Source organism: Asanoa ferruginea, assembly GCF_003387075.1.
Lineage (GTDB): Bacteria > Actinomycetota > Actinomycetes > Mycobacteriales > Micromonosporaceae > Asanoa > Asanoa ferruginea.
In genome coordinates, this window is sequence record NZ_QUMQ01000001.1 from 5,145,591 (window position 1) to 5,163,931 (window position 18,341).

General features: G+C 72.1%; 21 protein-coding genes. 12 read left to right on the forward strand and 9 right to left on the reverse strand.

The annotated features are described in order from the left end of the window. The first annotated feature begins 17 nt into the window (after positions 1-17). Together DFJ67_RS24200 and DFJ67_RS24205 are read left to right on the forward strand one after the other, a co-directional pair. A complete protein-coding gene (locus tag DFJ67_RS24200) occupies positions 18-1,598 on the forward strand; it encodes a Na+/H+ antiporter (RefSeq protein WP_239097001.1) in 1,581 nt (526 codons plus the stop codon). A 14-nt stretch (positions 1,599-1,612) separates the two neighbouring features. Further along, positions 1,613-2,962 (forward strand): FAD-binding oxidoreductase, encoded by a 1,350-nt coding sequence (locus DFJ67_RS24205; protein WP_116070098.1) that lies wholly within the window; start codon positions 1,613-1,615, stop codon positions 2,960-2,962. Here DFJ67_RS24205 and DFJ67_RS24210 read toward each other — a convergent pair. Together DFJ67_RS24210 and DFJ67_RS24215 are read right to left on the reverse strand one after the other, a co-directional pair. Beyond that, positions 2,937-3,818 (reverse strand): alpha/beta fold hydrolase, encoded by an 882-nt coding sequence (locus DFJ67_RS24210; RefSeq protein ID WP_116070099.1) that lies wholly within the window; start codon positions 3,816-3,818, stop codon positions 2,937-2,939. The genes DFJ67_RS24205 and DFJ67_RS24210 overlap by 26 nt on opposite strands. Before the next feature lie 125 nt (positions 3,819-3,943). Continuing rightward, the gene (locus DFJ67_RS24215) at positions 3,944-4,858 is read right to left on the reverse strand and encodes a hypothetical protein (RefSeq protein WP_116070100.1); all 915 of its coding nucleotides are present in this window, start codon (positions 4,856-4,858) and stop codon (positions 3,944-3,946) included. Between the two features lie 108 nt (positions 4,859-4,966). Between DFJ67_RS24215 and DFJ67_RS42825 the strand changes: the two genes are divergently transcribed. From DFJ67_RS42825 to DFJ67_RS44410, 3 genes are all read left to right on the forward strand, one after another. Beyond that, the gene (locus DFJ67_RS42825) at positions 4,967-5,110 is read left to right on the forward strand and encodes a hypothetical protein (protein ID WP_170215944.1); all 144 of its coding nucleotides are present in this window, start codon (positions 4,967-4,969) and stop codon (positions 5,108-5,110) included. Between the two features lie 282 nt (positions 5,111-5,392). After that, positions 5,393-5,743 (forward strand): hypothetical protein, encoded by a 351-nt coding sequence (locus tag DFJ67_RS42350; protein ID WP_147315583.1) that lies wholly within the window; start codon positions 5,393-5,395, stop codon positions 5,741-5,743. A 75-nt stretch (positions 5,744-5,818) separates the two neighbouring features. Continuing rightward, a complete protein-coding gene (locus DFJ67_RS44410) occupies positions 5,819-5,950 on the forward strand; it encodes a hypothetical protein (RefSeq protein ID WP_280525914.1) in 132 nt (43 codons plus the stop codon). Between the two features lie 241 nt (positions 5,951-6,191). Here DFJ67_RS44410 and DFJ67_RS42830 read toward each other — a convergent pair whose 3' ends face one another. Further along, positions 6,192-6,365 carry a hypothetical protein gene (locus DFJ67_RS42830; protein ID WP_170215945.1) on the reverse strand — a complete coding sequence of 58 codons (174 nt, stop codon included), beginning with the start codon at positions 6,363-6,365 and terminating at the stop codon, positions 6,192-6,194. Between the two features lie 141 nt (positions 6,366-6,506). Then, positions 6,507-7,775 carry a DMT family transporter gene (locus tag DFJ67_RS42835; protein ID WP_170215946.1) on the reverse strand — a complete coding sequence of 423 codons (1,269 nt, stop codon included), beginning with the start codon at positions 7,773-7,775 and terminating at the stop codon, positions 6,507-6,509. A gap of 172 nt (positions 7,776-7,947) precedes the next feature. On the opposite strand from DFJ67_RS42835, the gene DFJ67_RS24235 reads away from it, so the two are divergent. From DFJ67_RS24235 to DFJ67_RS24245, 3 genes are all read left to right on the forward strand, one after another. Continuing rightward, positions 7,948-8,391 (forward strand): peptidoglycan-binding domain-containing protein, encoded by a 444-nt coding sequence (locus tag DFJ67_RS24235; protein WP_116070103.1) that lies wholly within the window; start codon positions 7,948-7,950, stop codon positions 8,389-8,391. Between the two features lie 64 nt (positions 8,392-8,455). Continuing rightward, positions 8,456-9,082 (forward strand): hypothetical protein, encoded by a 627-nt coding sequence (locus DFJ67_RS24240; protein ID WP_116070104.1) that lies wholly within the window; start codon positions 8,456-8,458, stop codon positions 9,080-9,082. Beyond that, complete coding sequence (locus tag DFJ67_RS24245; RefSeq protein WP_116070105.1) at positions 9,079-9,645, forward strand: hypothetical protein; 567 nt, start codon at positions 9,079-9,081, stop codon at positions 9,643-9,645. Before DFJ67_RS24240 ends, DFJ67_RS24245 begins: the two co-directional genes overlap by 4 nt. Before the next feature lie 68 nt (positions 9,646-9,713). On the opposite strand, the gene DFJ67_RS24250 is transcribed toward DFJ67_RS24245, so the two are convergent. Genes DFJ67_RS24250 through DFJ67_RS24270 form a run of 5 tightly spaced genes read right to left on the reverse strand, consistent with a single transcriptional unit; the run spans position 9,714 to position 13,083 of the window. Further along, entirely contained in the window at positions 9,714-9,896 is a 183-nt protein-coding gene (locus DFJ67_RS24250) for a hypothetical protein (RefSeq protein ID WP_116070106.1), read from the reverse strand. Between the two features lie 49 nt (positions 9,897-9,945). After that, positions 9,946-10,335, reverse strand: coding sequence for a VOC family protein (locus DFJ67_RS24255; protein WP_116070107.1), 390 nt, complete (start codon positions 10,333-10,335; stop codon positions 9,946-9,948). 25 nt (positions 10,336-10,360) lie between these two features. After that, the gene (locus DFJ67_RS24260) at positions 10,361-10,891 is read right to left on the reverse strand and encodes a copper resistance CopC family protein (RefSeq protein ID WP_170215947.1); all 531 of its coding nucleotides are present in this window, start codon (positions 10,889-10,891) and stop codon (positions 10,361-10,363) included. 1 nt (position 10,892) lies between these two features. Continuing rightward, on the reverse strand, positions 10,893-11,477 hold the full coding sequence (locus DFJ67_RS24265) for a hypothetical protein (RefSeq protein WP_116070109.1): 585 nt from the start codon (positions 11,475-11,477) through the stop codon (positions 10,893-10,895). A gap of 43 nt (positions 11,478-11,520) precedes the next feature. Then, the gene (locus DFJ67_RS24270; protein ID WP_116070110.1) at positions 11,521-13,083 is read right to left on the reverse strand and encodes an ABC transporter substrate-binding protein; all 1,563 of its coding nucleotides are present in this window, start codon (positions 13,081-13,083) and stop codon (positions 11,521-11,523) included. A gap of 190 nt (positions 13,084-13,273) precedes the next feature. Between DFJ67_RS24270 and DFJ67_RS24275 the strand changes: the two genes are divergently transcribed. The 4 genes from DFJ67_RS24275 to DFJ67_RS24290 are packed head-to-tail and all read left to right on the forward strand — an operon-like array spanning position 13,274 to position 18,334. After that, a complete protein-coding gene (locus DFJ67_RS24275) occupies positions 13,274-13,984 on the forward strand; it encodes an SRPBCC domain-containing protein (protein WP_170215948.1) in 711 nt (236 codons plus the stop codon). 5 nt (positions 13,985-13,989) lie between these two features. Continuing rightward, positions 13,990-15,588, forward strand: a complete 1,599-nt coding sequence (locus DFJ67_RS24280; protein ID WP_116070112.1) for a peptide ABC transporter substrate-binding protein — start codon at positions 13,990-13,992, stop codon at positions 15,586-15,588. Then, positions 15,585-16,820, forward strand: coding sequence for a cytochrome P450 (locus DFJ67_RS24285; RefSeq protein WP_170215949.1), 1,236 nt, complete (start codon positions 15,585-15,587; stop codon positions 16,818-16,820). Before DFJ67_RS24280 ends, DFJ67_RS24285 begins: the two co-directional genes overlap by 4 nt. After that, positions 16,817-18,334 (forward strand): ABC transporter substrate-binding protein, encoded by a 1,518-nt coding sequence (locus tag DFJ67_RS24290; RefSeq protein ID WP_116070114.1) that lies wholly within the window; start codon positions 16,817-16,819, stop codon positions 18,332-18,334. The genes DFJ67_RS24285 and DFJ67_RS24290 overlap by 4 nt, the downstream gene beginning before the upstream one ends. Positions 18,335-18,341 lie beyond the last annotated feature (7 nt).

Sequence of the window (18,341 nt, forward strand, 5' to 3'; positions counted from 1 at the left end):
AGCCGGGGGGAGAAGCGGTGGAACAAGGGTTGCTGGTGATCGTCGCGCTGGGCGCGACGGTCATCGTCGGCACCACGATCGGTCGCCGCTACAGCGTCGCCCCACCGGTTCTTCTGATCATCATGGGCGGCCTGCTGGCGCTCATTCCCCAGCTTTCCGACATCCGGCTGCCGGCGTCGGCGGTCCTGGTGATCTTCCTGCCCGGCATCCTCTACTGGGAGAGCCTCAACACCAGCCTGCGCGAGATCCGGGCGAATATCCGGGTGATCCTGCTTTCCGCCATCGGATTGGTCATCGCAACCATGGTTGCGCTGTCGTTCTCGCTCCAGGCGCTCGGGGTGGCCACGGCCGCGGCCTGGATCCTGGGCGCGGTGCTGGCGCCGACCGACGCGGCGGCCGTCGCCGGGCTCGCCAAGCGGATGCCCCGCCGCAACCTCACCACGCTGCGCGCCGAGAGCCTGATCAACGACGGCACCGCGCTGGTGCTGTTCACGGTCGCGGTCAGCGCGCTGACGAGCGGGTCGAGGCCGAGCGTCCTGGCGGTCACCGGCACACTGATCTGGTCGGTCGTCGGCGGGCTGATCGCCGGCATCGTCGCTGGCGGTCTGATCATCTGGATCCGGCGGCGGATCGACGACCCGCTGCGCGAAGGCGGCCTGTCGATCGTCACCCCGTTCGGGGCGTTCTTCCTCGGCGAGCTGATCCACGCCAGCGGCGTGGTCGCGGTCGTGGTCGCCGGCCTGGTCATCGCCTACTCCGGGCCGCGGGTCATCCGGGCCCGCTCCCGGGTGCAGGCGTTCGCCTTCTGGAACCTCTCCACCTTCATCGTCAACGGCAGCCTCTTCGTGCTCGTCGGTCTCCAGATCCCGTCGGCCGCCAAACGGATCGAGAACGACCAGATGGGCCGCGCGGTGGGCATCGCGTTCGCCGCGGCCGCCGTGGTGATCGCGACCCGGCTCGCCTGGCTGCACGTCGCCGCGTTCCTGATCCGCACGTTCGACCGGCGCGAGATCCAGCGCACCCGGCGGCTCAACTGGAAGGTACGCACGGCGTACGGCTGGGCCGGCTTCCGCGGCGCCGTCTCCCTGGCCGCCGCGCTGGCGGTCCCGTCCGTGCTCGACAACGGCGACCCGTTCCCGGACCGCGACCTGATCGTCTTCGTCACCTCCGTGGTGATCCTGGTGACCATCCTGGTGCAGGGGCTGACCCTGCCGATGGTGGTCCGCTGGGCGGGGATGAGCACCGACACCGCCCGGGCCGACGAGGCCCGACACGCCCGGGTGCGCGCCGCCGAGGCCGGGCTGGCGGCGCTGCCGGCGGTGGCCCGCTCGCTGAACGCGCCGCAGCCGATGACCGACCGGGTCCGGGCCGACTACGAGGCGGCCGCCAACGAGGCGCGCGGCAACAGCGGGCAGTCCGGGCTGACCAGCGCCGAACAGCTCGAGCGGCGGCTGCGGCTGGGCGTGCTGGAGCACGAGCGGCTGGCCGTGACCGCCATGCGGGACCGGCGGGAGATCGACGACATCGTGATGCGCGAACTCCAGGCCTCCCTCGACGTCACCGAGATGTCGCTGCTCGGCCCGAACCAGAACGACTGAAAGGAGCCAACAGCATGACGACCCTGTCCGACCGGGTACGCGGCCCGGTCTACCAGCCCGGCGACGACGGATTCGCGGCCGCCGCGGCCGGCTTCAACCTGTCCTTCGCACCCCGACCCGACCTGGTGGTGACCGCGACGTCCGTCGACGACGTCGTCGAGGCGGTGCGGTTCGCCCGCTCCGCCGGAATGCGGGTCAGCGTGCAGGGCACCGGGCACGGCGCCGAGGCGCCGATCGAGTCCGGCCTGCTGATCATCACCAGCCGGCTCGACCACCTCACCGTCGACCCGGCCGCCTGCGTCGCGACGATCGGCGCCGGGGTGCGCTGGAAGGCGGTGGTGGACGCCGCGGCCGAACACGGGCTGGCGCCCGTCACCGGCTCGTCGCCGGCGGTCGGCGCGGTCGGCTACCTGCTGGGCGGCGGAGTCGGCCCGCTGGCCCGCAGTCACGGTTTCAGCTCCGACTACGCGACCGGGTTCACCGTCGTGACCGGCGAGGGCGACGTCGTCGAGGCCGACGCCGACACCAACCCCGACCTGTTCTGGGCCTTGCGGGGCGGCAAGTTCGGGCTGGGCGTCGTGACCGAGATGCGGGTCCGCCTCGTCGAGCTGACGTCTGTCTATGGTGGATCGTTCTTCGTGGACACTTCTGACATCGAGCGGATGCTGCGGGCCTGGATCGACTGGACCGACGGGGCCGACGACCGGGTGACCACCAGCGTCCAGCTGGTCGGGTTCCCGCCGCTGCCCGAGGTGCCCGAGCCGATGCGCGGCAAACTGTTGCTCAGCGTGCGGTTCGCGTTCCCCGGCGACCCGGCCGAGGGGCAGCGCCTGGTGGCGCCGCTGCGCGCCGCCGCACCGGTCTACCTCGACATGCTCGGCGAGCTGCCGGCCACCGAGCTGGGCCGGATCCACAACGACCCGGCCGACCCGATCCCGGCCTACGTGCACGGGAACATGCTCGACCGGATCGACCAGGGCCTGGGCACGGCATTCCTCGACGTGATCGGGCCGGGCGCCCCCGACTCGCCGTTCTTCGCCGGCGAACTGCGCCACCTCGGCGCGGCCACCAGTCGTGACGTGCCCGGCGGCTCCGCCGTTGGTGGGCGCGGTGCCGGCTTCGCCTGCGCGTTCGTCGCCGGGCAACCGGAACTGTTCGCCACCGCGGCACCGGCCGCGGCCGCGCACTGGGACAGCACGGCGGCGCCGTGGATCTCCGACGTCAACAACGCCAACGTGGTGAGCCAGCCGATCACGGCGGAGCGGGTCGCCGCCTGCTGGCCCGACGACATCCGCGAACGGCTCGGCCAGGTGCGCCGCCGCTACGACCCGGACCAGCTCACCGCCGGTTGGTGGCAGCGATGACCCGGCCGTCCTCGTCGGACGGCGTGAGGAACTCGGTCAGATCGTCGGCGAACTCGCGGAAATGCTGGAACAGGAAGCCGTGCGCCGCATCCGGGTAGATCTTGATGTCGGCGTTCGGCAACAGGCCGGCGACCAGGTGGCTGTAGCGGGGCAGCATCATCGGGTCGCTGTCACCGTTGGCGACGAAGACCGGAACGTCGATCGCGCTGAGCCGTTGCAGGGCCGCGTGGTTGGGCGTGCCCCAGCGGACCACGGCGTCATACTGCGCGAGCCGGGTGTCCCAGGTGGTCACCTCGTCGCGGCCGGCCTCGCGGGTGTAGATCCGCTCGAGGGTCTGCTGCCCGGCGGCCTGGCTGGTCTCGCTCGGTGCGAAGAACACCGACAGGTAGTTTTCGGGCCTCATCTCGGGGGCGCCTACCGCGCCGATCACCTCGGGCGCCCAGCCGAACATGCCCTCCGCACCCTCGGGAGCGGTCGAGGCCAGCACCAGCCGGCGGATCAGGCTCGGCCGGTCGAGCGCGACCCGCTGCGCCACGAAGCTGCCGATCGAGAAGCCGAGCACGTCGATCCGGTCGAGGCCGAGCGAGGTGACGAACGCGACGGTCTCCCGCGCCATCTGGTCGATGGTGTCGGCGGTGCGCCCGGTGCTGGCGCCCACGCCGGCGTAGTCGAACATGATCACCCGGCGGCCGGCCGACAGCGCGTCGATCAGGGCCGGATCCCAGAAGTCGAGGTTGCCGCGATAGTGCTGGAGCAGCACCAGCGGCAGCCCGCCCTGGCCCGTCTCGCGGTAGGCGTAGGTCACGCCGTCCGCCGCCGTGGTGGTCTTGTTCTCGGTTTCCAGATAGGGCGCCATGCCGCAATTCCCTCGGGTCGACTGCGTGACGGCAAACCGGGGGAGGACCGTTCCAGCCTAGCCGCGCGCGCCGCCCGCAGCGCCTGATGGCTGCTGCGGGCGGCGGTGTGGGGCAAACTCGCCGGTTAGGGCGTGGCGGTCTTGGTTGCCTTGGGCTTGGCGGTCTTGGCGGTTTTGGTGGCGGTGGTGGCCTTGGGCTTCGCCGACTTCGTGCCGGTCGCCTTCGGCTTGGCGGCCTTCTTGGCCGGCTTCGCCTTCTTCTCCTCGGCAACGGCGGCACCACCGCTGCTGCCCGGCATCCAACTGGTCGCGGCCGGGTCATCGGTGCGGGCGGGCTCCGTGGTCGCGGTGTCCGGGTCGACCGGCACCGCGTTGAGCGAGGTGGAGGCGCCCGGGCCCCAGGCGCCGGCGTCGATGGGCGCCGGTTCGTTGGCCACCGGGCCGGGGTCGACCGGCAAGGGCAGGATCGGCTCGGGTACGACCGGCGCCGGGTCAACCGCCACCGGCGCGGGCTCGGCGGCGACCGGGGGCGGATCCTGGTGCTGGGCGGCGGCGGGGCGGGACTGCTGCGGCTCGTCGTGCTGCGGCTCGGCCTGCTGCGGTGCCGGCTCGTAGTGGTGCTGCTCCTCGTCCGCCGGCTGCTCGTACACCTGCTCGGGTTGTGCTTCTTCGTGGTGCTCCTGGTATTCGGGCTCGGCCGCGCTGTGGTCCTCGCCGGACCAGTCGTCGGTCGGCTGGCAGTCGGGGGCGTAGGGCGCTTCGTAGGACTCGACGGAGGGCGCCTCGTAGGACTCGGCCCACGGCGTCGCCTCTTCGGTGACGGTGGTGCCCTCGTCGACCCAGCCCCACCCGTCGGAGCTGTCCGACCAGTCGTTGCCCCAGCCGCTGTCGTCGGTCCACTCCTCGCCGGCCGCGTTCCAGTCGGAGTTGGCGGTGCTCGGGTCGACGTAGCGGGGGTCGACAAAGCCCTCGTTCGCGGTGAGCGGCGGCGCGGCGGTCGCGTCGTAGGGCACGGCGCTGTCGACCGAGCCGTCGGGCATGACCTGGTTGGGATCCGGGCCACGGTGCCGGGCACGGCGGACGGCGTGGCGTAGGGATCGGCCAGGGCGGCCTCGGGCGTCGGGGTCGGGGTGGCCCACGGGTCGGCGGTGGCGATCGCCGAGGGGTCCGGCGTCGCCATGTCGGGGAAGACCGCCTGCTCGGTCGCCGGGGCAATGCCGGGGTCGGGCTCGGCCATCCCGCCGCCGATGCCGCCGGTCATCGACTCGGTCGGCAGCGCCGGGTCGACGTAGGCCTCCGGAACCAGGTAGGGGTCGGTCGTCGCGTAGGGGTCCACGGTGGGGTCGGGCGCGGCGTAGGGGTCGGTCAGCGGCGGCAGCGCGGTGGCCGACGGCAGCGGTGTCGGGTCAACGGTGGCGGCGATCCCGGGCACGGCCGGCGCGGGGGTGGGCGCGACCGTCGGTGCGATCCCCGGCGCTGACGGCTGGACGTCACCGGGTGCGGGAGCGGACCCGACCGCGGGGGCGGAGGCGACGGCGGGAGCGGACCCGACTGCGGGCGGGGACTCGACTGCGATGCCGGGGACCGACGGGGCGAGCTGCGGCAGGGCGGAGGCGTCCGGTGTCACGGTCGGGATCGGGGTCCCGGCGTCCGGCGCCGGGGTCAGCGCGCTCTGCGGGTCGACCGGGGTGCCGGTCGGCTGGTCGGTCGCGGCCACACCCGGCGACGGCGCGCCGCTCGGGGCCGCGAGCGGCTCGCCGGTGGTGCTCGGCGCCGGTTGCGGCGTCAGCGGGGCCGGGGCCGGCGAGGGCGTCGGCGTCGGTGCGCCGGCCGGGTCCGCGGTGCCGGCGGCGGGCGCGGCGGCGGCGTCCGGCGCGGCGGCCAGCGGCGGCACCGGCACGTCGGTCGGCGCCTGCTCCAGGTAGCCGTCGCTGTGCTCCGGCTCGGACCAGCCGTCGGCCTCGGACCAGCCGTCGGACCAGTCGTCGGCCGGAGCATCGGTGACCGCGCACATGTCCGTGCCGGTGCCGGACATCACGGTCTGCACCCTGGCGAACGCGGGCACCTGGGCGAGCAGGCCCATCGCGCTCATCACTGCCACGGCACCGAGCCGCGCACGTTTCTTCATCTGATCCCCCGTAGTCAGCTGATCGTCCGCCTGCGGCCGGTGCGGGGCGCGCGCCCACACACCGCCACCTCCCGCGTCACTTCGGTCCCGAGCCGGACATGCGGCCCGCTCACGCCCGTACGGCCGATAGTGCCCGAACGGGGGCACAAAAGATGAGAATCCGGAGAATCTGTCTCACATCTGCCCTGCGTGGGGTCAACGATGCCGTCTCGACCTGTTTGCCCGGTGCTCAACCGGCGGTCGCGTCACATCGGCGTAGTTGGCATCCACGGCCAGCTACCCTTCCGGCCATGACCCTGCTCGCCGTGGCCCACCGGGCCGGCAACACCCTGCCTGACCTGCGGGCGGCGCTGGCCGCCGGGGTCGACCTGGTCGAGGCCGACGTGCACCTCTATCGCGGCGCGCTGGAGATCCGGCACCGCAAGGCGCTCGGCCCGCACCTCTACTGGGAGCGGTGGGCCCAGGTGCACCGCCGCCGCGACCTGATCGTCCCCGACCTGCGCGAGGTGCTGGCCACGGCGGCCGGCGACCCCAGGCTCATGCTCGACCTCAAAGGCCCGTCACTCGACGTCGCCCCCGAGGTCGCCGGGGCGTTGCGGCTTTACGCGCCGGGCATACCGGTGGCGGTGTGCACCAAGCAGTGGGCGATGCTCGACGCGTTCGCCGGCCAGTCGCACGTGCGCCGGATCCTGTCGGCGAGTGACCCCTTGCAGCTTGCGCGCCTGCGCGCCCGACTGCGCCGCGGCCGCGTTGACGGCGTGTCGATCCGGCTCCGGCTGCTCTCCGCCGCGGTGGTCGAGGAACTGCACCGGGCCACCGACACCGTGCTCGCCTGGCCGGTGGACACCCCGGCGGCGCTGGCGCGGGCCCGGTCGATCGGTGTGACCGGCGTGATCAGCAAGAACCTGCCGATGCTGGCGGGCCTCGCCACCGAGCCCGTCCGCCGCGCCGGCATCGAACTCGCCGCCTAGCCCGACCGCTGCCGACCGGGCCAACCCCCACGCACCGGCCAGCAGCAGCGCGGCGGCACCACCGAGCGCCGCGATCGCACCGACCCCACGCGGCGGCGCGGTGTGGAAGGCCACCATCCCGAGCAGGTAGCTGGCCACCGGATTGGTGATCGACCCCGCAGTCACGGCCGCGGCCAGCGACCCCGACGCGAACGCCTGCTGACCGAGCACAAGAGCGCCAAGAATCGAGACCAGCAGCGCGTACGCCGGCCAGTCGGTCACCGTCGCGGCAGCACCACGCACGGCCGCGCTCTCGGCGGTGACCTTGAGGAGCACGGCACTGAGGGCCGAGCAGAGCGCGCCGCCGACGGCCAGCAGGGTCGCGTACCCCCGGCGCCCGATCTTGGTGGTGGCGACCGTGACCGTCAGTCCGGCGAGCACGACCGTCGCGGCGAGCGCGACCAGCACCCGCGCCCGATCGGAGTGCCCGTGCGCCGGCACCGTGCCGCGAACGGTGAGGAACAGCGCGAGCGCACCCACGATGGCGCCGGCGGCCAACCAGTCCCGGACCCGCGGCCAACGCCGGCTGCGCCGGGCACCGAGCGGCAGGGCGAAGAGCAGCTGGGTGGCCAGCAGCGGCTGCACGAGCCCGACCGACCCGAGATGCAGGGCGACGGCCTGCACGCCCGCGCCGAGCGCGCTGGTCACCTGACCGGAAACCCAGACCGGCGAGCGCACCAGGCGATGCGCGACCCGCAGCAGCGGCAACGGACCGCCGGTGCCGGTTCCGGCCGCGCGCTGGGCAGCGTGTTGCTGCAACGCCGCCGCGACCGACAGGAGGACGGCGGCCGACAGGCCGAGCAGCACGACGAGAAGCATCCGCACCTCCCCGCCGAGACGATCTCACAGCGCGGCGGCGACGAACCCCATCCCGTCGATCGTCCATCGGAAGTTCATCGCTGCGATAGCGCGGATAGGCCGGGAATAGGTGCGGGCAGCAGGGTGCCCGTGTGCGGTGCCCGAGGGGGGCCCGCGGTGAGGAGAAGCGGGCATGACGCGAACCAAAAGGGCCACCCGGATCGGGCTCTGGCTCGCCGCCATGGCGGCGACGACCGTCACGTCGGTCGTCGTCCTGCAATCGCCGTCGCAGGCGGCAACCCTGCACTGCAACCGGGTCGGCCAATCCAACGACGCCTACGTGCCGATCTTCTATCCGTCCTGGGATCCATTCAACTGCCTGCTGACACGGGGCGACCGCTCGGACGCGGTCCGCCAGCTCCAGAACGACATGAACATCTGCTACCACCAGGAGATGTGGAACCTGTTGGGCAAAGACGTCGGTGTCGACGGCGACTTCGGGCCCGAGACCGAGCGGGCGCTGCGCAGGGTGCAGCAGTTGGCCGGCACCGCCGCTGATGGCGAATACGGGCCCAACACCCGGCGGGCCATGATGCATCAGCGGACCTCGGGCGCCTATTGCGGCCGGGTCTCGTAGACGGGTGCGCCGGTGACCGCCGCGCGGCGGTCACCGGTTGCACGGGTGTGCGACCCTCGGCCGCGTGAACCCCAAGGGGTGGCAGGGCCAGCTCGCGGTCTACAAGGAACTTATGGACCTGGCCGAGCAACGGTTCGCCGTGCTGACCGATGGCCTCGACCATCCCCGGATCGACACGGCACGTGGGCGGATCGAGAATTCCGCCGACGCACTGGCCCGGGTGGCGGGCGGCCTGTCCGGCTGGACGCGCACCTGGTTCGGCGCGGTGCTGTTGGGCATCGCGGCCTGGGCGGTGGCCACCGTTGCCGGGCCCCTCGCCGGCCTGCCGGCGGGCTGGACGATCACGGTCACCGTGACGGTGGTGCTGGCGGCGCATCTGCCGGTCTTCCTGTTGACCAACGCTCTTGCGGAACGGGTCAACCGCCGGCGGACGAGGCGACGGGCGGAGCCGGTGTCGATTGTGGAGCCGGAAGACCCCGATCCGGCGGTGGCGGTCATCGAGCTGCTGTGGGCGGTCCGTGACGGGCTGGCCACCGTGTTGCGGCAGTGGCCCGAGGCCTACATCATCGGCGTCGACCGGCTGGCCAGCCGCGATCGCCACCTCTACTGGGCCAGCGTCGCCGACCGCGACCTGTGCGTAGCCATCGACTCCATCGAGATCTGGCGCGACACCCGCGAGGCTGACCGGTGACCGACATCGACGGCCGGCTGCGGTCGGTCGCCGATCTGGCGGAATATGCCGCGACCGACCGGCAACTCGCCGGGCTGGACGGGCCGCGGTCGACCGGCACGGTCATCGCCGGGCTGCAACTGACCGCTGACATGCTCCGCTATGCGGCCGAGGTGTTGAGCCAGCCGCCGGTCGCGAGTCGCCGGCTCCTGCACGTGTCCCTGGCGATGGGCGGCACCAACGTGGTCTCGTGGGTGGCGGCGCTGCTGATCGTGCCCGATCCGGGCGACCCGCTGGTGCTGGCGGCCGTCCTCGTCGGCAGTTCGGTGCTGGCGAAGCTGGCCGGAGACCTGTTCGACGAGATCCTCGACCGGCGCCTCGACCGCACCCGTCGGACACCTCGCGGCACCCGGCTCGAGATCGCCGAACTTCGGACGATGATCCTGGCGATCGGCCGCGCCCTGGAAACCGACCGCGACGACCGTCACCTCGAGGTCGGCAGCCGGATCGACTCCGCGATGGTGTGGCTCGACCACGCCGAAAGGGCGCAGGCCCGCTTGGAAGCTGAGCTGCCGAGAAGCTGAGCCGCCGAGAAGCTGAGCCGGCCAAAAGCTGAGCCGGCTAAAGCTGAGCTGGCTAAAAGCTGAGCCGGCTAGAAGAAGCGGCGCCGGCGGCGGCCCATGCCGAGCAGGTCGGCGAACTGCCGCATGCCCCTGGTGAGGCCGCTAGGGCCGCGCCGGGCCTCGACGACCTGGGTGACCTTGCGGATCCCGGCGGCGGCCAACGGCAGCGCGACCGCGACGACCGCCCACCGCCGAACTGCGGTTCCGAGCATTTCCGACCTCCCTAGGTCTGTCGGTGTCGGATACCCCGTTCGGCGCCGTTTATGCCAGGGACTGCACGATCTGGATCGGGTTTCCGTCGGGGTCACCGGTCCAGGCGATCAGCAGCCGGTCGAGCCACCGGTGCGGAGCGGCGATCGCCGGGGCCCCAGCGGCCACGAGGTCCTCGTAGGCCTTGGCGGTGTCGTCGGTCCAGAGGATCACCGCCGCCCGCTGGCCTTCGGCGATGGGGTCCAGACCGTGGTCGTCGCGGGTCGAGGCGACCGAGGCGATCCCGATCTTGTAGCCGTCGAGAACGAGATCGACATGGATCGGCTCCGCGTCGACCGGCACCCGGAACGTTTCGGTGAAGCCGAGGCCTTTGTAGAACGCGACCGCCCTCGGGAGATTGTCGCTGAAGAGAATGATCTGTGGCGTATAGAAGATCGACACAGGTCAACTCTACCGGTGCCGGCGCTCACAGGTCGGGCGGTGCCACCCAACGGTGTGCCCGGCGCACCCGCGGACCGCGCAGCAGCACGACGAGCGCCACCGTGATGAGCAGCGCGTCGGCGGCCAGCAGGGCGACGTTGGGGCCGTCCGACGCGGCATGCTGATGGCCCGTGGCGGGCAGCGGCGCGTCGTCGTTGATGCCGAAGCCGAGCTCGCCCGAGACCGGTCCGTCGTCGAGCACGGCGTGATAGTCGACGCGATAACCACCGCTGCCGGAGATGTCGACCGGCAACACCACGGTGTCGTCGGTGACGGCGAAAGATCCGGCGCTGACGAGGCGGCCGTCGGCCGTGGTGACCGCGACGTGGCTCCGGCCGGCGTCGACCCGGCCGTCGAAGACCAGCCTGATCTCGTGCGGCGCCGACGTCAGTCGGTCACCGGCGGCGGGCGACGCGGCGACCAGGCGGGCCGGAGCGTTCCGGCCCGCCATGAGCACCAGCGCCAACGCGCCCACCACCAGAACGGCTCCGAGGAGCAGGGCGCGGGGCGGCTTCATCTCAGGACGCCGTCGCGGCCTGGACGCGGCGTCGTGCGGAGACATCGGACGGTCGGCAGCTGCACGCCATCGCCCGCGCCTCCGCCTCGGTCGGACGCAGGTGCAGGTAGAGGGCGACCACCATCGGAATGAAGACGACGGTGTTGTAGAACAGGTGCAACTCGACCCGGGGCACGATGAGCTGCACCAGGCTGGTCGGCACGGCGGCGCCGCCGAGGTAGTGACCGGTCTGCGCCTGTAGCAACAGCAGCAGGTGCTCGATGTGGTGCCAGAACTGGAGCCCGAACGCCACCATCCACCAGGTTCGGGCCCGACCGGTGAAGCCGTCGCGGAGCAGCCAGAGGCCGGCCAACATGACGATGGCGAAGCCGTAGTGCAGCCATTCCGATGTGATCAGCCAGGGGAACCACACGCCGAGCACGCCGCGGGCCTTGGGCCGCGGCCAGCCCAGTCCCCAGATCTGGATGGCCTGGACGATGTGTTCGGCCCAGTGCGCGATGACGATGAACATGAACACGTTGAGGGCGGCGCGGTGGTGCCGGCCGTTGAGGGCGCTGAAAGTCAGAAAACCGGAACGGGACGTCATGGCTCTGCCTCCCTGTCGGCGAACACGAGCACGTTATCCAGCGTCATCGCCTAGTCGCTCGGCGTATGTTGCCGTCGTTCCCGCTGCCGGCCACCCGCCACCGGTTGAGGGCGGCCAGGAAGTCGCCATGTGAGAGCACGGTCGGCGGCAGCACGACGCGGCTGCTGGTGACGTTGGCGACGCGCGGGTTGTAGAGCGTGACGTGCGGCAGTTCGTCCAGGACGATGCGCTGCACCGCGTCGTACATCGTCTTGCGCTCGTCCTGCCCGAGCCGGATCGACAGTCCTTTGTCGAGCAGGTCGTCGACGGCCGGATTGCGGTAGGCGCAGCGGTTCCAGCCAACCGGCGTGAGCATCGCCGAGTGGTAGAACGTGTTGAGGAACGCCGGGTCCGGGTCCGGGTTGAGCGCGAGCACGGCCGCGGAATACTGGCGGGGATAGATGTGGTCACGCAGCAGCGGGCCCATGCCGAGCGCCCGCACGGTGGCGTGGATGCCCACCCGGCGCAGGTCGGCGGCGATGAACTCGGCCGACCGCTCCTTCGCCCGGTCGCCGGCGACGGTGAGGATGGTGAGCTCCAGCGCCGTGCCGCGGCTGTCGCGGCGCACGTCGCCGGTGTCGACAAAGCGCCAGCCGGCCGCGTCCAGCAGCGCGTTGGCCTCGCTGACGGCGTATTCGCGGGCGAGCAGGTTGTCGTTGCGCCAGACCGTGCCGGGCGGCACCAGGGTGTCGGCCACGGTCCCGGCGCCACCGAGCACCCGGTGGATCAGCCCTTCCCGGTCGATCGCGTGCGCCACGGCCTGGCGCACCCGCAGCTCCCGCAGCAGCGGGTCGTCCAGGTTGAACGCCAGATAGCTGACCACGGGTGCGTCGTTCCAGTGCACGTCGACCCCGCGCACGTCGGCCAGCGCCCGGGCCAGGTCGGCCGGCACGTTGGGCACGTAGTCGATCTCGCCGGCGACCAGGGCCTTCACCGCCGCCTCGATGTCGCCGAAGGTCATGAAGTCCACCCGGTCCAGCGGTGGCCTGCCGTCGAAGTAGTCGGCGTAGCCGGCGATCGAGACCACCTCGCCCGGGCGCCACTCGACGAACCGGAACGCGCCCGAGCCGATCGGCGAGTTGTTGAGCGGGTGGTCGGGCAAGGGCGCGTCGCCGTAGCGGTGTTTGGGCAGCAGGGGCAGGCAGGCCAGCGACGCCAGGCAGGAGGCCGACGCCTTGGGTAGCCAGATCCGCAGGCGGTAGCGGCCCGTCGCGGCGAAGCCCATCTCGGCGCCGCCGACGATGAGCTGCGAGCGCCGCGGGCTCTCGTTGGCCGGGTCGAGAGCCGCCTGGAAGGTGAAGGCGGCGTCCTCGGCGGTGAGCTCGTGACCGTCGTGGAAACGCACCCCGGGCCGCAGCAGGAAGTCGACCGTCTCGCCGTCGGGGCTGATGGTCCAGTCCTCGACGAGCCCGCCGGCCTGGTATCGGTAGTCGTCGTCCAGCGACAGGAGATGGTCGTAGAGCTGGGTGACCACTGGCGCGCTGAACAGGTCGGTGAACATGATCGGATTCAGCGTGACCACGTCGGCCGCCCGACCTATCCGGGCGATTGCCGGCTCCGCGCCCATGACCGAACTCCTTTCCGCACTGCCTAATACGTACGCTGACAATGCAGCCTAGGGCGAATCCCGCTAACCTCCCCGGTTCGCACTTGAGCTGCGCAAAATATGCAGTCAAGCACGGGATCACGTAGCCGAATTAATGTGCGCAAGAATTGCGCTAGCCGCCCTTGGCGGCCGCTCGTTAGCGTGCCTAAACATGAGCGACGACCTTCGTTTCTCCCACACGATCGTCATTGACGCACCCCGGCAACGCGTCTGGGACGCGTTGACGTCACCGGCCGAACGCAACAAATATGTCTGCACCGAGAACCAGACCGACCTGCGGCCCGGTGGCGCCTTCATCGAGCTGTTCCAGTACGGGCCGGCCCGGGCGGGCATCTTCCTGGTGGTCTCGGCACCGAACCGGCTCGTGCAGGAGAACTTCGTCTTCGACCGCGGCGTCAGCCACCGCTACTACAACGCCTTCACCCTGGCGAACTCGTTCGGTGGCACCGAGCTGACCATCGACGTCGAGGGGTTCGACCACAACGACTCCGAAGACTGGCTCCGGGAGAGCATGAAGGTCGGCTGGAAGACCGAGCTCCAGGTGCTCAAGGCCTATGTCGAGACAGGTGCCGACATCCGGCCCCAGGTCTGGAAGGGCGTCCTGATGGGACTGCGCTTCGTCACCGCGCAGGCCTCGCCCGGCGTGCGGGTCATCGACGTCATCGCCGGCACCCCGGCGGCCGCCGCAGGCCTACGGGTCGGCGACGTGATCAACGGCGTCGACGGCACGAAGGTCGGCGACTTCGCGGAGTTCCGCGAGCTGGTCGGCCGCTTCCGGCCCGGAGACTCGGCGAGCTTCCAGGTCTGGCGCGACGGCGAGAGCGCCGATCACGCCATCACCTTCGGCAACGCGATCGCCTGACCGCCATGGCTCCGCCCAACCGGGTCGTGGTCGGGCTGGCCGAGGAGCCCGACGTCCTGGTCCAGGACTTCACCGGCCGGCACTCGACCTGGGCCGTGCTCGCCCCGCTCACGCTCAAGCTGGTCCGCTACGACGACCACTGGCGCCCGTGGCCCGAGATGGCCGAGCGGTTGCCGGCGCCGGCCGACGGCTCCTGGGTCCGGCACCCCGACGGCCGCACGACGATGCGCTATCGGCTGCGCACGGGGCTGCGCTGGCACGACGGGCGGCCGGTGACGGCCGACGACGTCGTGGCGAGCTACCGGCTGCTGCGCTCGCTCGAGTGCGACTACCCGCACCGGGAGATCGTGGAAGCGATCGATGACATGACCGCGGCCGGGCTGTCGCTGACCGTCCGGTGGGGCGCGACCAACCCCTACGCGGTCTTCGAGGAGTGGGGCTCGGTGCTGCCGGCCCGGCTGCTCGACCCGCTGCGACTCGCCGACCCCGCCGCCTGGCCGGAGCTGCCCCAACTGCGGCTGCCGATCTCGCACGGCCCGTTCCGCGCGGCCGAGTGGGTGCCGGGCGAACGGATCCGCTTGGTCCGCTGCCAGCCGCACCCGCGCGGTGCCGCGGCCGTGGACGAGATCGTGTTCCGCTTCCTACCCGGCTCGGGCGAGCTGCGCGACGCCGTCGCGGCCGGGGAGGTCGACGTCACCGACCTGTCCGGGTTCACCGCCGCCGACGCCCGCGCCCTGCGGGCCGGCGGGTCGGGGGTAAGGGTGGCGGTGGTGCCCTCGTCGATGTGGGAACACATCGACTTCAACCTGGACGACCGCCACCTGCGCGACGTCCGGGTGCGGCACGCGGTGGCCCACGCGGTCGACCGCCAGGCGATCTCGGACACGCTGCACGACGGTCTCGCCGAGGTGGCACATTCGTGGCTGCCGGCGCGCCATCCGGCGCACAACGACACCGTCCGGCGTTACCCGCACGACCCTCGCGCCGCCCGGTCCCTGCTGTCCGCCGCCGGCTACACGCCCGGGCCCGACGGCATCCTGCGCGACGCGTCCGGCGACCGGTTGTGCTTCCGGCTGCTCACCACGACGCCGTCGGTGGCCGGTGGCCGGTGGAGCGCCTCGTCCACCCGGACCCGGGCCGGCGAGCTGCTGGCGGACCAGCTGCGGGCGGTCGGCGTCGAGCTGCGGGTCGACGCGGTGCCGGCCGGCGACGCGTTCCGCCGGTTCCGCTCCCGAGACTTTCCGCATCTCGCGATGTTTGCCTGGTCGATCGCGCTGGAGGCCAACGGGCACCTGATGTGGCATTCCGGCCAGGTCCCACGCCGGGCCGGCGACTACGGGCTCAACCTGGCCGGCTGGCGGTCGCCGACCAACGACCGGTTGCTCGACCGCATCATCGCCGAGGGCGACCCGACGGCCCGGACGGCGCTGATCGCCGAGCAGCAGGCGGAGTGGGCCGAGCAGCTGCCGTCGCTGCCGCTGTTCTTCCTGCCGCAGATCGACGCCGTCCGGCGCGGCCTCACGGGGGTCCGGCACGTCGGTGCGTTCGGCACGTACGTGACCTGGAACAGCTGGCAATGGGCATGGGAGGAGACCGCAAGATGACTATCCACGAGGGCGCGGAGCTCGACATCACCTCCGCCGAGTATGCGGCCGACCCGTACTGGCACTACCGGAAGCTCCGCGAGCAGGCGGCGGCGCATTGGATCGGGCCGGCCGGGTCCGACCGCTGGGTGCTGGTGACCCGCTGCGAGCTCGGGCGGCAGGTGCTCGCCGACGGCCGGTTCTCCAAGCACCTGCCCGGTAAGTACACGGCCACCTCGACCGCCGGTGGTGAAGGGCGCTCGATGCTCGGCAGCGACCCGCCGGCACACACCCGGCTGCGCGCCACCGTCTCCTCGACCTTCTCCGGGCGGGCCATCGCCGCCCGCCGTCCGCGCATCGCCCGGATCAGCGAGGAGCTGGTCGACGCCATGGTGGCGCGGCTGGACCCGCCCGGCGCCGGCGTCGCCGAACTGCGCCACGAGTACGCGCTCCCGTTCGCCTTCACCGTGCTCAGCGAGATCATCGGCATCCCGGACGACCGGCGCGACGACTTCCACGCCTGGACGGTCCGCATGTTGAGCCCGGCGCCGACCGAGGCCGAGCGGACGGCTCAGGCGACGGCGGTCGACAACATCCGCGCGTACGTCCGGGAGCGGGTGGCCGTCGAGGCCCGGGAACGCGGGACGGTCGACGACACGGCACCGCTGCTGCGCGCCCTGGCCATCGACGCGTCCGAGAACGCGCTCACCGACGGCGAGATCGTCACGATGATCACGCTGATCCTCGCCGCCGGCTACGAGGGCGCGGCCAACATGATCCTCAACGGGATGGCCGCGTTCCTGGTGCACGAAGACCAGTGGAAGCTGCTGACCAGCACACCGTCGATGGCCGACGCCGCGGTGCGGGAAGCGCTCCGCTACGACTGTCCGGTGCAGCGGGCCACCCTCCGGGTCGCCACCGAAGACGTCCGCTTCGGCGACGTGACGTTCGAGGCCGGCACGCTCGTCGGCGTCTCGCTGGCCGCCGCCAACCACGACCCCGAGGCGTTCGCCGACGCAGAGGCGTTCGACATCGGCCGCCCACCGGCGCCGAACATGGCGTTCAGCCACGGCATCCACCGGTGCCTCGGCGCGTCGTTGGCGACCACCGAAGGCGCCGTCGCGTTCCGGCACCTGGCCACCCGGCTGCCCGACCTGCGGCTGCATCCGGCCGCGGGCCCGATCCGCTGGTGCCGCACCGGGTTCCTGCGCGGCCCCGAGGAGATCCGCGTGGTGCGCGGTGACGCGGGATGACGACGACGGTCCGGATCGCCCGCACCACCGAGGTCACCACCTTCGACCCGGTGCGCTACAACGACCGGGGCACCGGTGAGGTGCTCAACCGCATGTTCAGCCACCTGCTGGTCACCGACAGCGCCGGCGGCTACGGCTACGGCTCGCTCGTGGCCGAGGCTGTGGAGACGCGGCTCGGCGACCGGGTCCGGCACAGCCTGCGGCTGCGTGACGACGCGCGCTGGCACGACGGGCGGCCGGTCACCGCGCACGACGTCGCCTTCACCATCCGCCGGGTGCTCGACCCGGCGCTGGACAGCCCGCGCCGGCCGGAAGTGTTGACCATCGGCGCCGACCTGACCGTCAGGTGCCCGACGGCCCGAGTGGTCGAGCTCGAGTTCGTTCCCGAAGGCCACGCCGGCCTGCGGGCGTTGGCCTGGCTGCCGGTGCTGCCCGAGCATCACTACGGTGCCGGAGGCGGTGACCCGTTCGCCGTTGCCCCGCTGGGCTCCGGCGAGTTCCGGTTCGCCACCCGCGACCCGGCCGACGGCACGATCGAGCTGGTGGCCAACCGCGACCACTGGGCGCCACCGAGGCTCGACGGTGCCCGTTGGCGGCGCTACCGGGACGCGGGGGCGGCGGTGGACGCGGTGCTGGCCGGCGCGGAAGACATCGCCACGGCCGTCACGCCCGCGGCCGCCCGATCGGTCGCCGGTCATCCCGGCGTGCGGGTGCACACCAGCAGCGACGGAAGCTGCGTCTACCTCGGCTACCAGACCGCGACACCGGTGCTGCGCGAGCCGGCGCTGCGCACGGCCCTGAGCATGGCGATCGACCGCCGGAAGCTGGTGGCGGAGACGATCGCCGGCCAGGGTCGCCCGGCGACCACGATCATCCATCCGGACAGTCGCTGGCACTGCGGCGACGTCTTCGAGCATCGTTATGACCCGATGGCGGCGGCGGACCGGTTGGGGCGCCTGGGCTGGCGGCTCGACGGCACCGCGGTGCGCCGTGACGGCGCGGGCCGGCCGCTCACGCTGAGCCTGCTCACCGTCGCCGGTGACGAGGTGAAACTGGCCGCCGCCGAGTTGATCGCGAGCCAACTCGCCGACGTGGGCGTGCGGGTGCGGGTCGACGCGCTGCCGATCGGCGAGCTGCTGCGCGAGCACGTCTATCCCGGGCGCTTCGAGGCCGTGCTGCTCGCGCTCAACCCCGGTCCCAGCCCGTCCTTCCTGCGCGGCTTCTACCACTCCGGAGAAAACGGGGCGACCAACCGCTTCCGGTACGCGGACCCGGCGGTCGACCGGATGCTCGACGCGCTGCCGCCGCTGGACGACGAGGCGGCTGCCGTCGAACCGGTGCGGGCCGTCCAGCGGGCGGTGGCGCTCGGTGTCCCGCACACCCCGCTGTTCCACCCCGACGTCGTCGACGTCGCCTCGGCCGCGCTGCGGATGCCGCCGCTGACCGGCCTCTACACCAACCGCTTCACCGACCTGCACCGGTGGGCGCATCAGACGCCCGCCCCGGCCCGCTGACCCGCTC

Bases quoted from the DNA above. Each gene is read 5' to 3' on its own strand.
- DFJ67_RS24280 (WP_116070112.1), top strand. From the start codon at position 13,990: ATGGCTCCGCCCAACCGGGTCGTGGTCGGGCTGGCCGAGGAGCCCGAC.
- DFJ67_RS42835 (WP_170215946.1), bottom strand. From the start codon at position 7,775: ATGCTTCTCGTCGTGCTGCTCGGCCTGTCGGCCGCCGTCCTCCTGTCG.
- DFJ67_RS42350 (WP_147315583.1), top strand. From the start codon at position 5,393: ATGCCGGGGACCGACGGGGCGAGCTGCGGCAGGGCGGAGGCGTCCGGT.
- DFJ67_RS24275 (WP_170215948.1), top strand. From the start codon at position 13,274: ATGAGCGACGACCTTCGTTTCTCCCACACGATCGTCATTGACGCACCC.
- DFJ67_RS24285 (WP_170215949.1), top strand. From the start codon at position 15,585: ATGACTATCCACGAGGGCGCGGAGCTCGACATCACCTCCGCCGAGTAT.
- DFJ67_RS24235 (WP_116070103.1), top strand. From the start codon at position 7,948: ATGACGCGAACCAAAAGGGCCACCCGGATCGGGCTCTGGCTCGCCGCC.
- DFJ67_RS24260 (WP_170215947.1), bottom strand. From the start codon at position 10,891: ATGAAGCCGCCCCGCGCCCTGCTCCTCGGAGCCGTTCTGGTGGTGGGC.
- DFJ67_RS24290 (WP_116070114.1), top strand. From the start codon at position 16,817: ATGACGACGACGGTCCGGATCGCCCGCACCACCGAGGTCACCACCTTC.
- DFJ67_RS24250 (WP_116070106.1), bottom strand. From the start codon at position 9,896: ATGCTCGGAACCGCAGTTCGGCGGTGGGCGGTCGTCGCGGTCGCGCTG.
- DFJ67_RS24265 (WP_116070109.1), bottom strand. From the start codon at position 11,477: ATGACGTCCCGTTCCGGTTTTCTGACTTTCAGCGCCCTCAACGGCCGG.
- DFJ67_RS24210 (WP_116070099.1), bottom strand. From the start codon at position 3,818: ATGGCGCCCTATCTGGAAACCGAGAACAAGACCACCACGGCGGCGGAC.
- DFJ67_RS24270 (WP_116070110.1), bottom strand. From the start codon at position 13,083: ATGGGCGCGGAGCCGGCAATCGCCCGGATAGGTCGGGCGGCCGACGTG.
- DFJ67_RS24205 (WP_116070098.1), top strand. From the start codon at position 1,613: ATGACGACCCTGTCCGACCGGGTACGCGGCCCGGTCTACCAGCCCGGC.
- DFJ67_RS24215 (WP_116070100.1), bottom strand. From the start codon at position 4,858: ATGCCCGACGGCTCGGTCGACAGCGCCGTGCCCTACGACGCGACCGCC.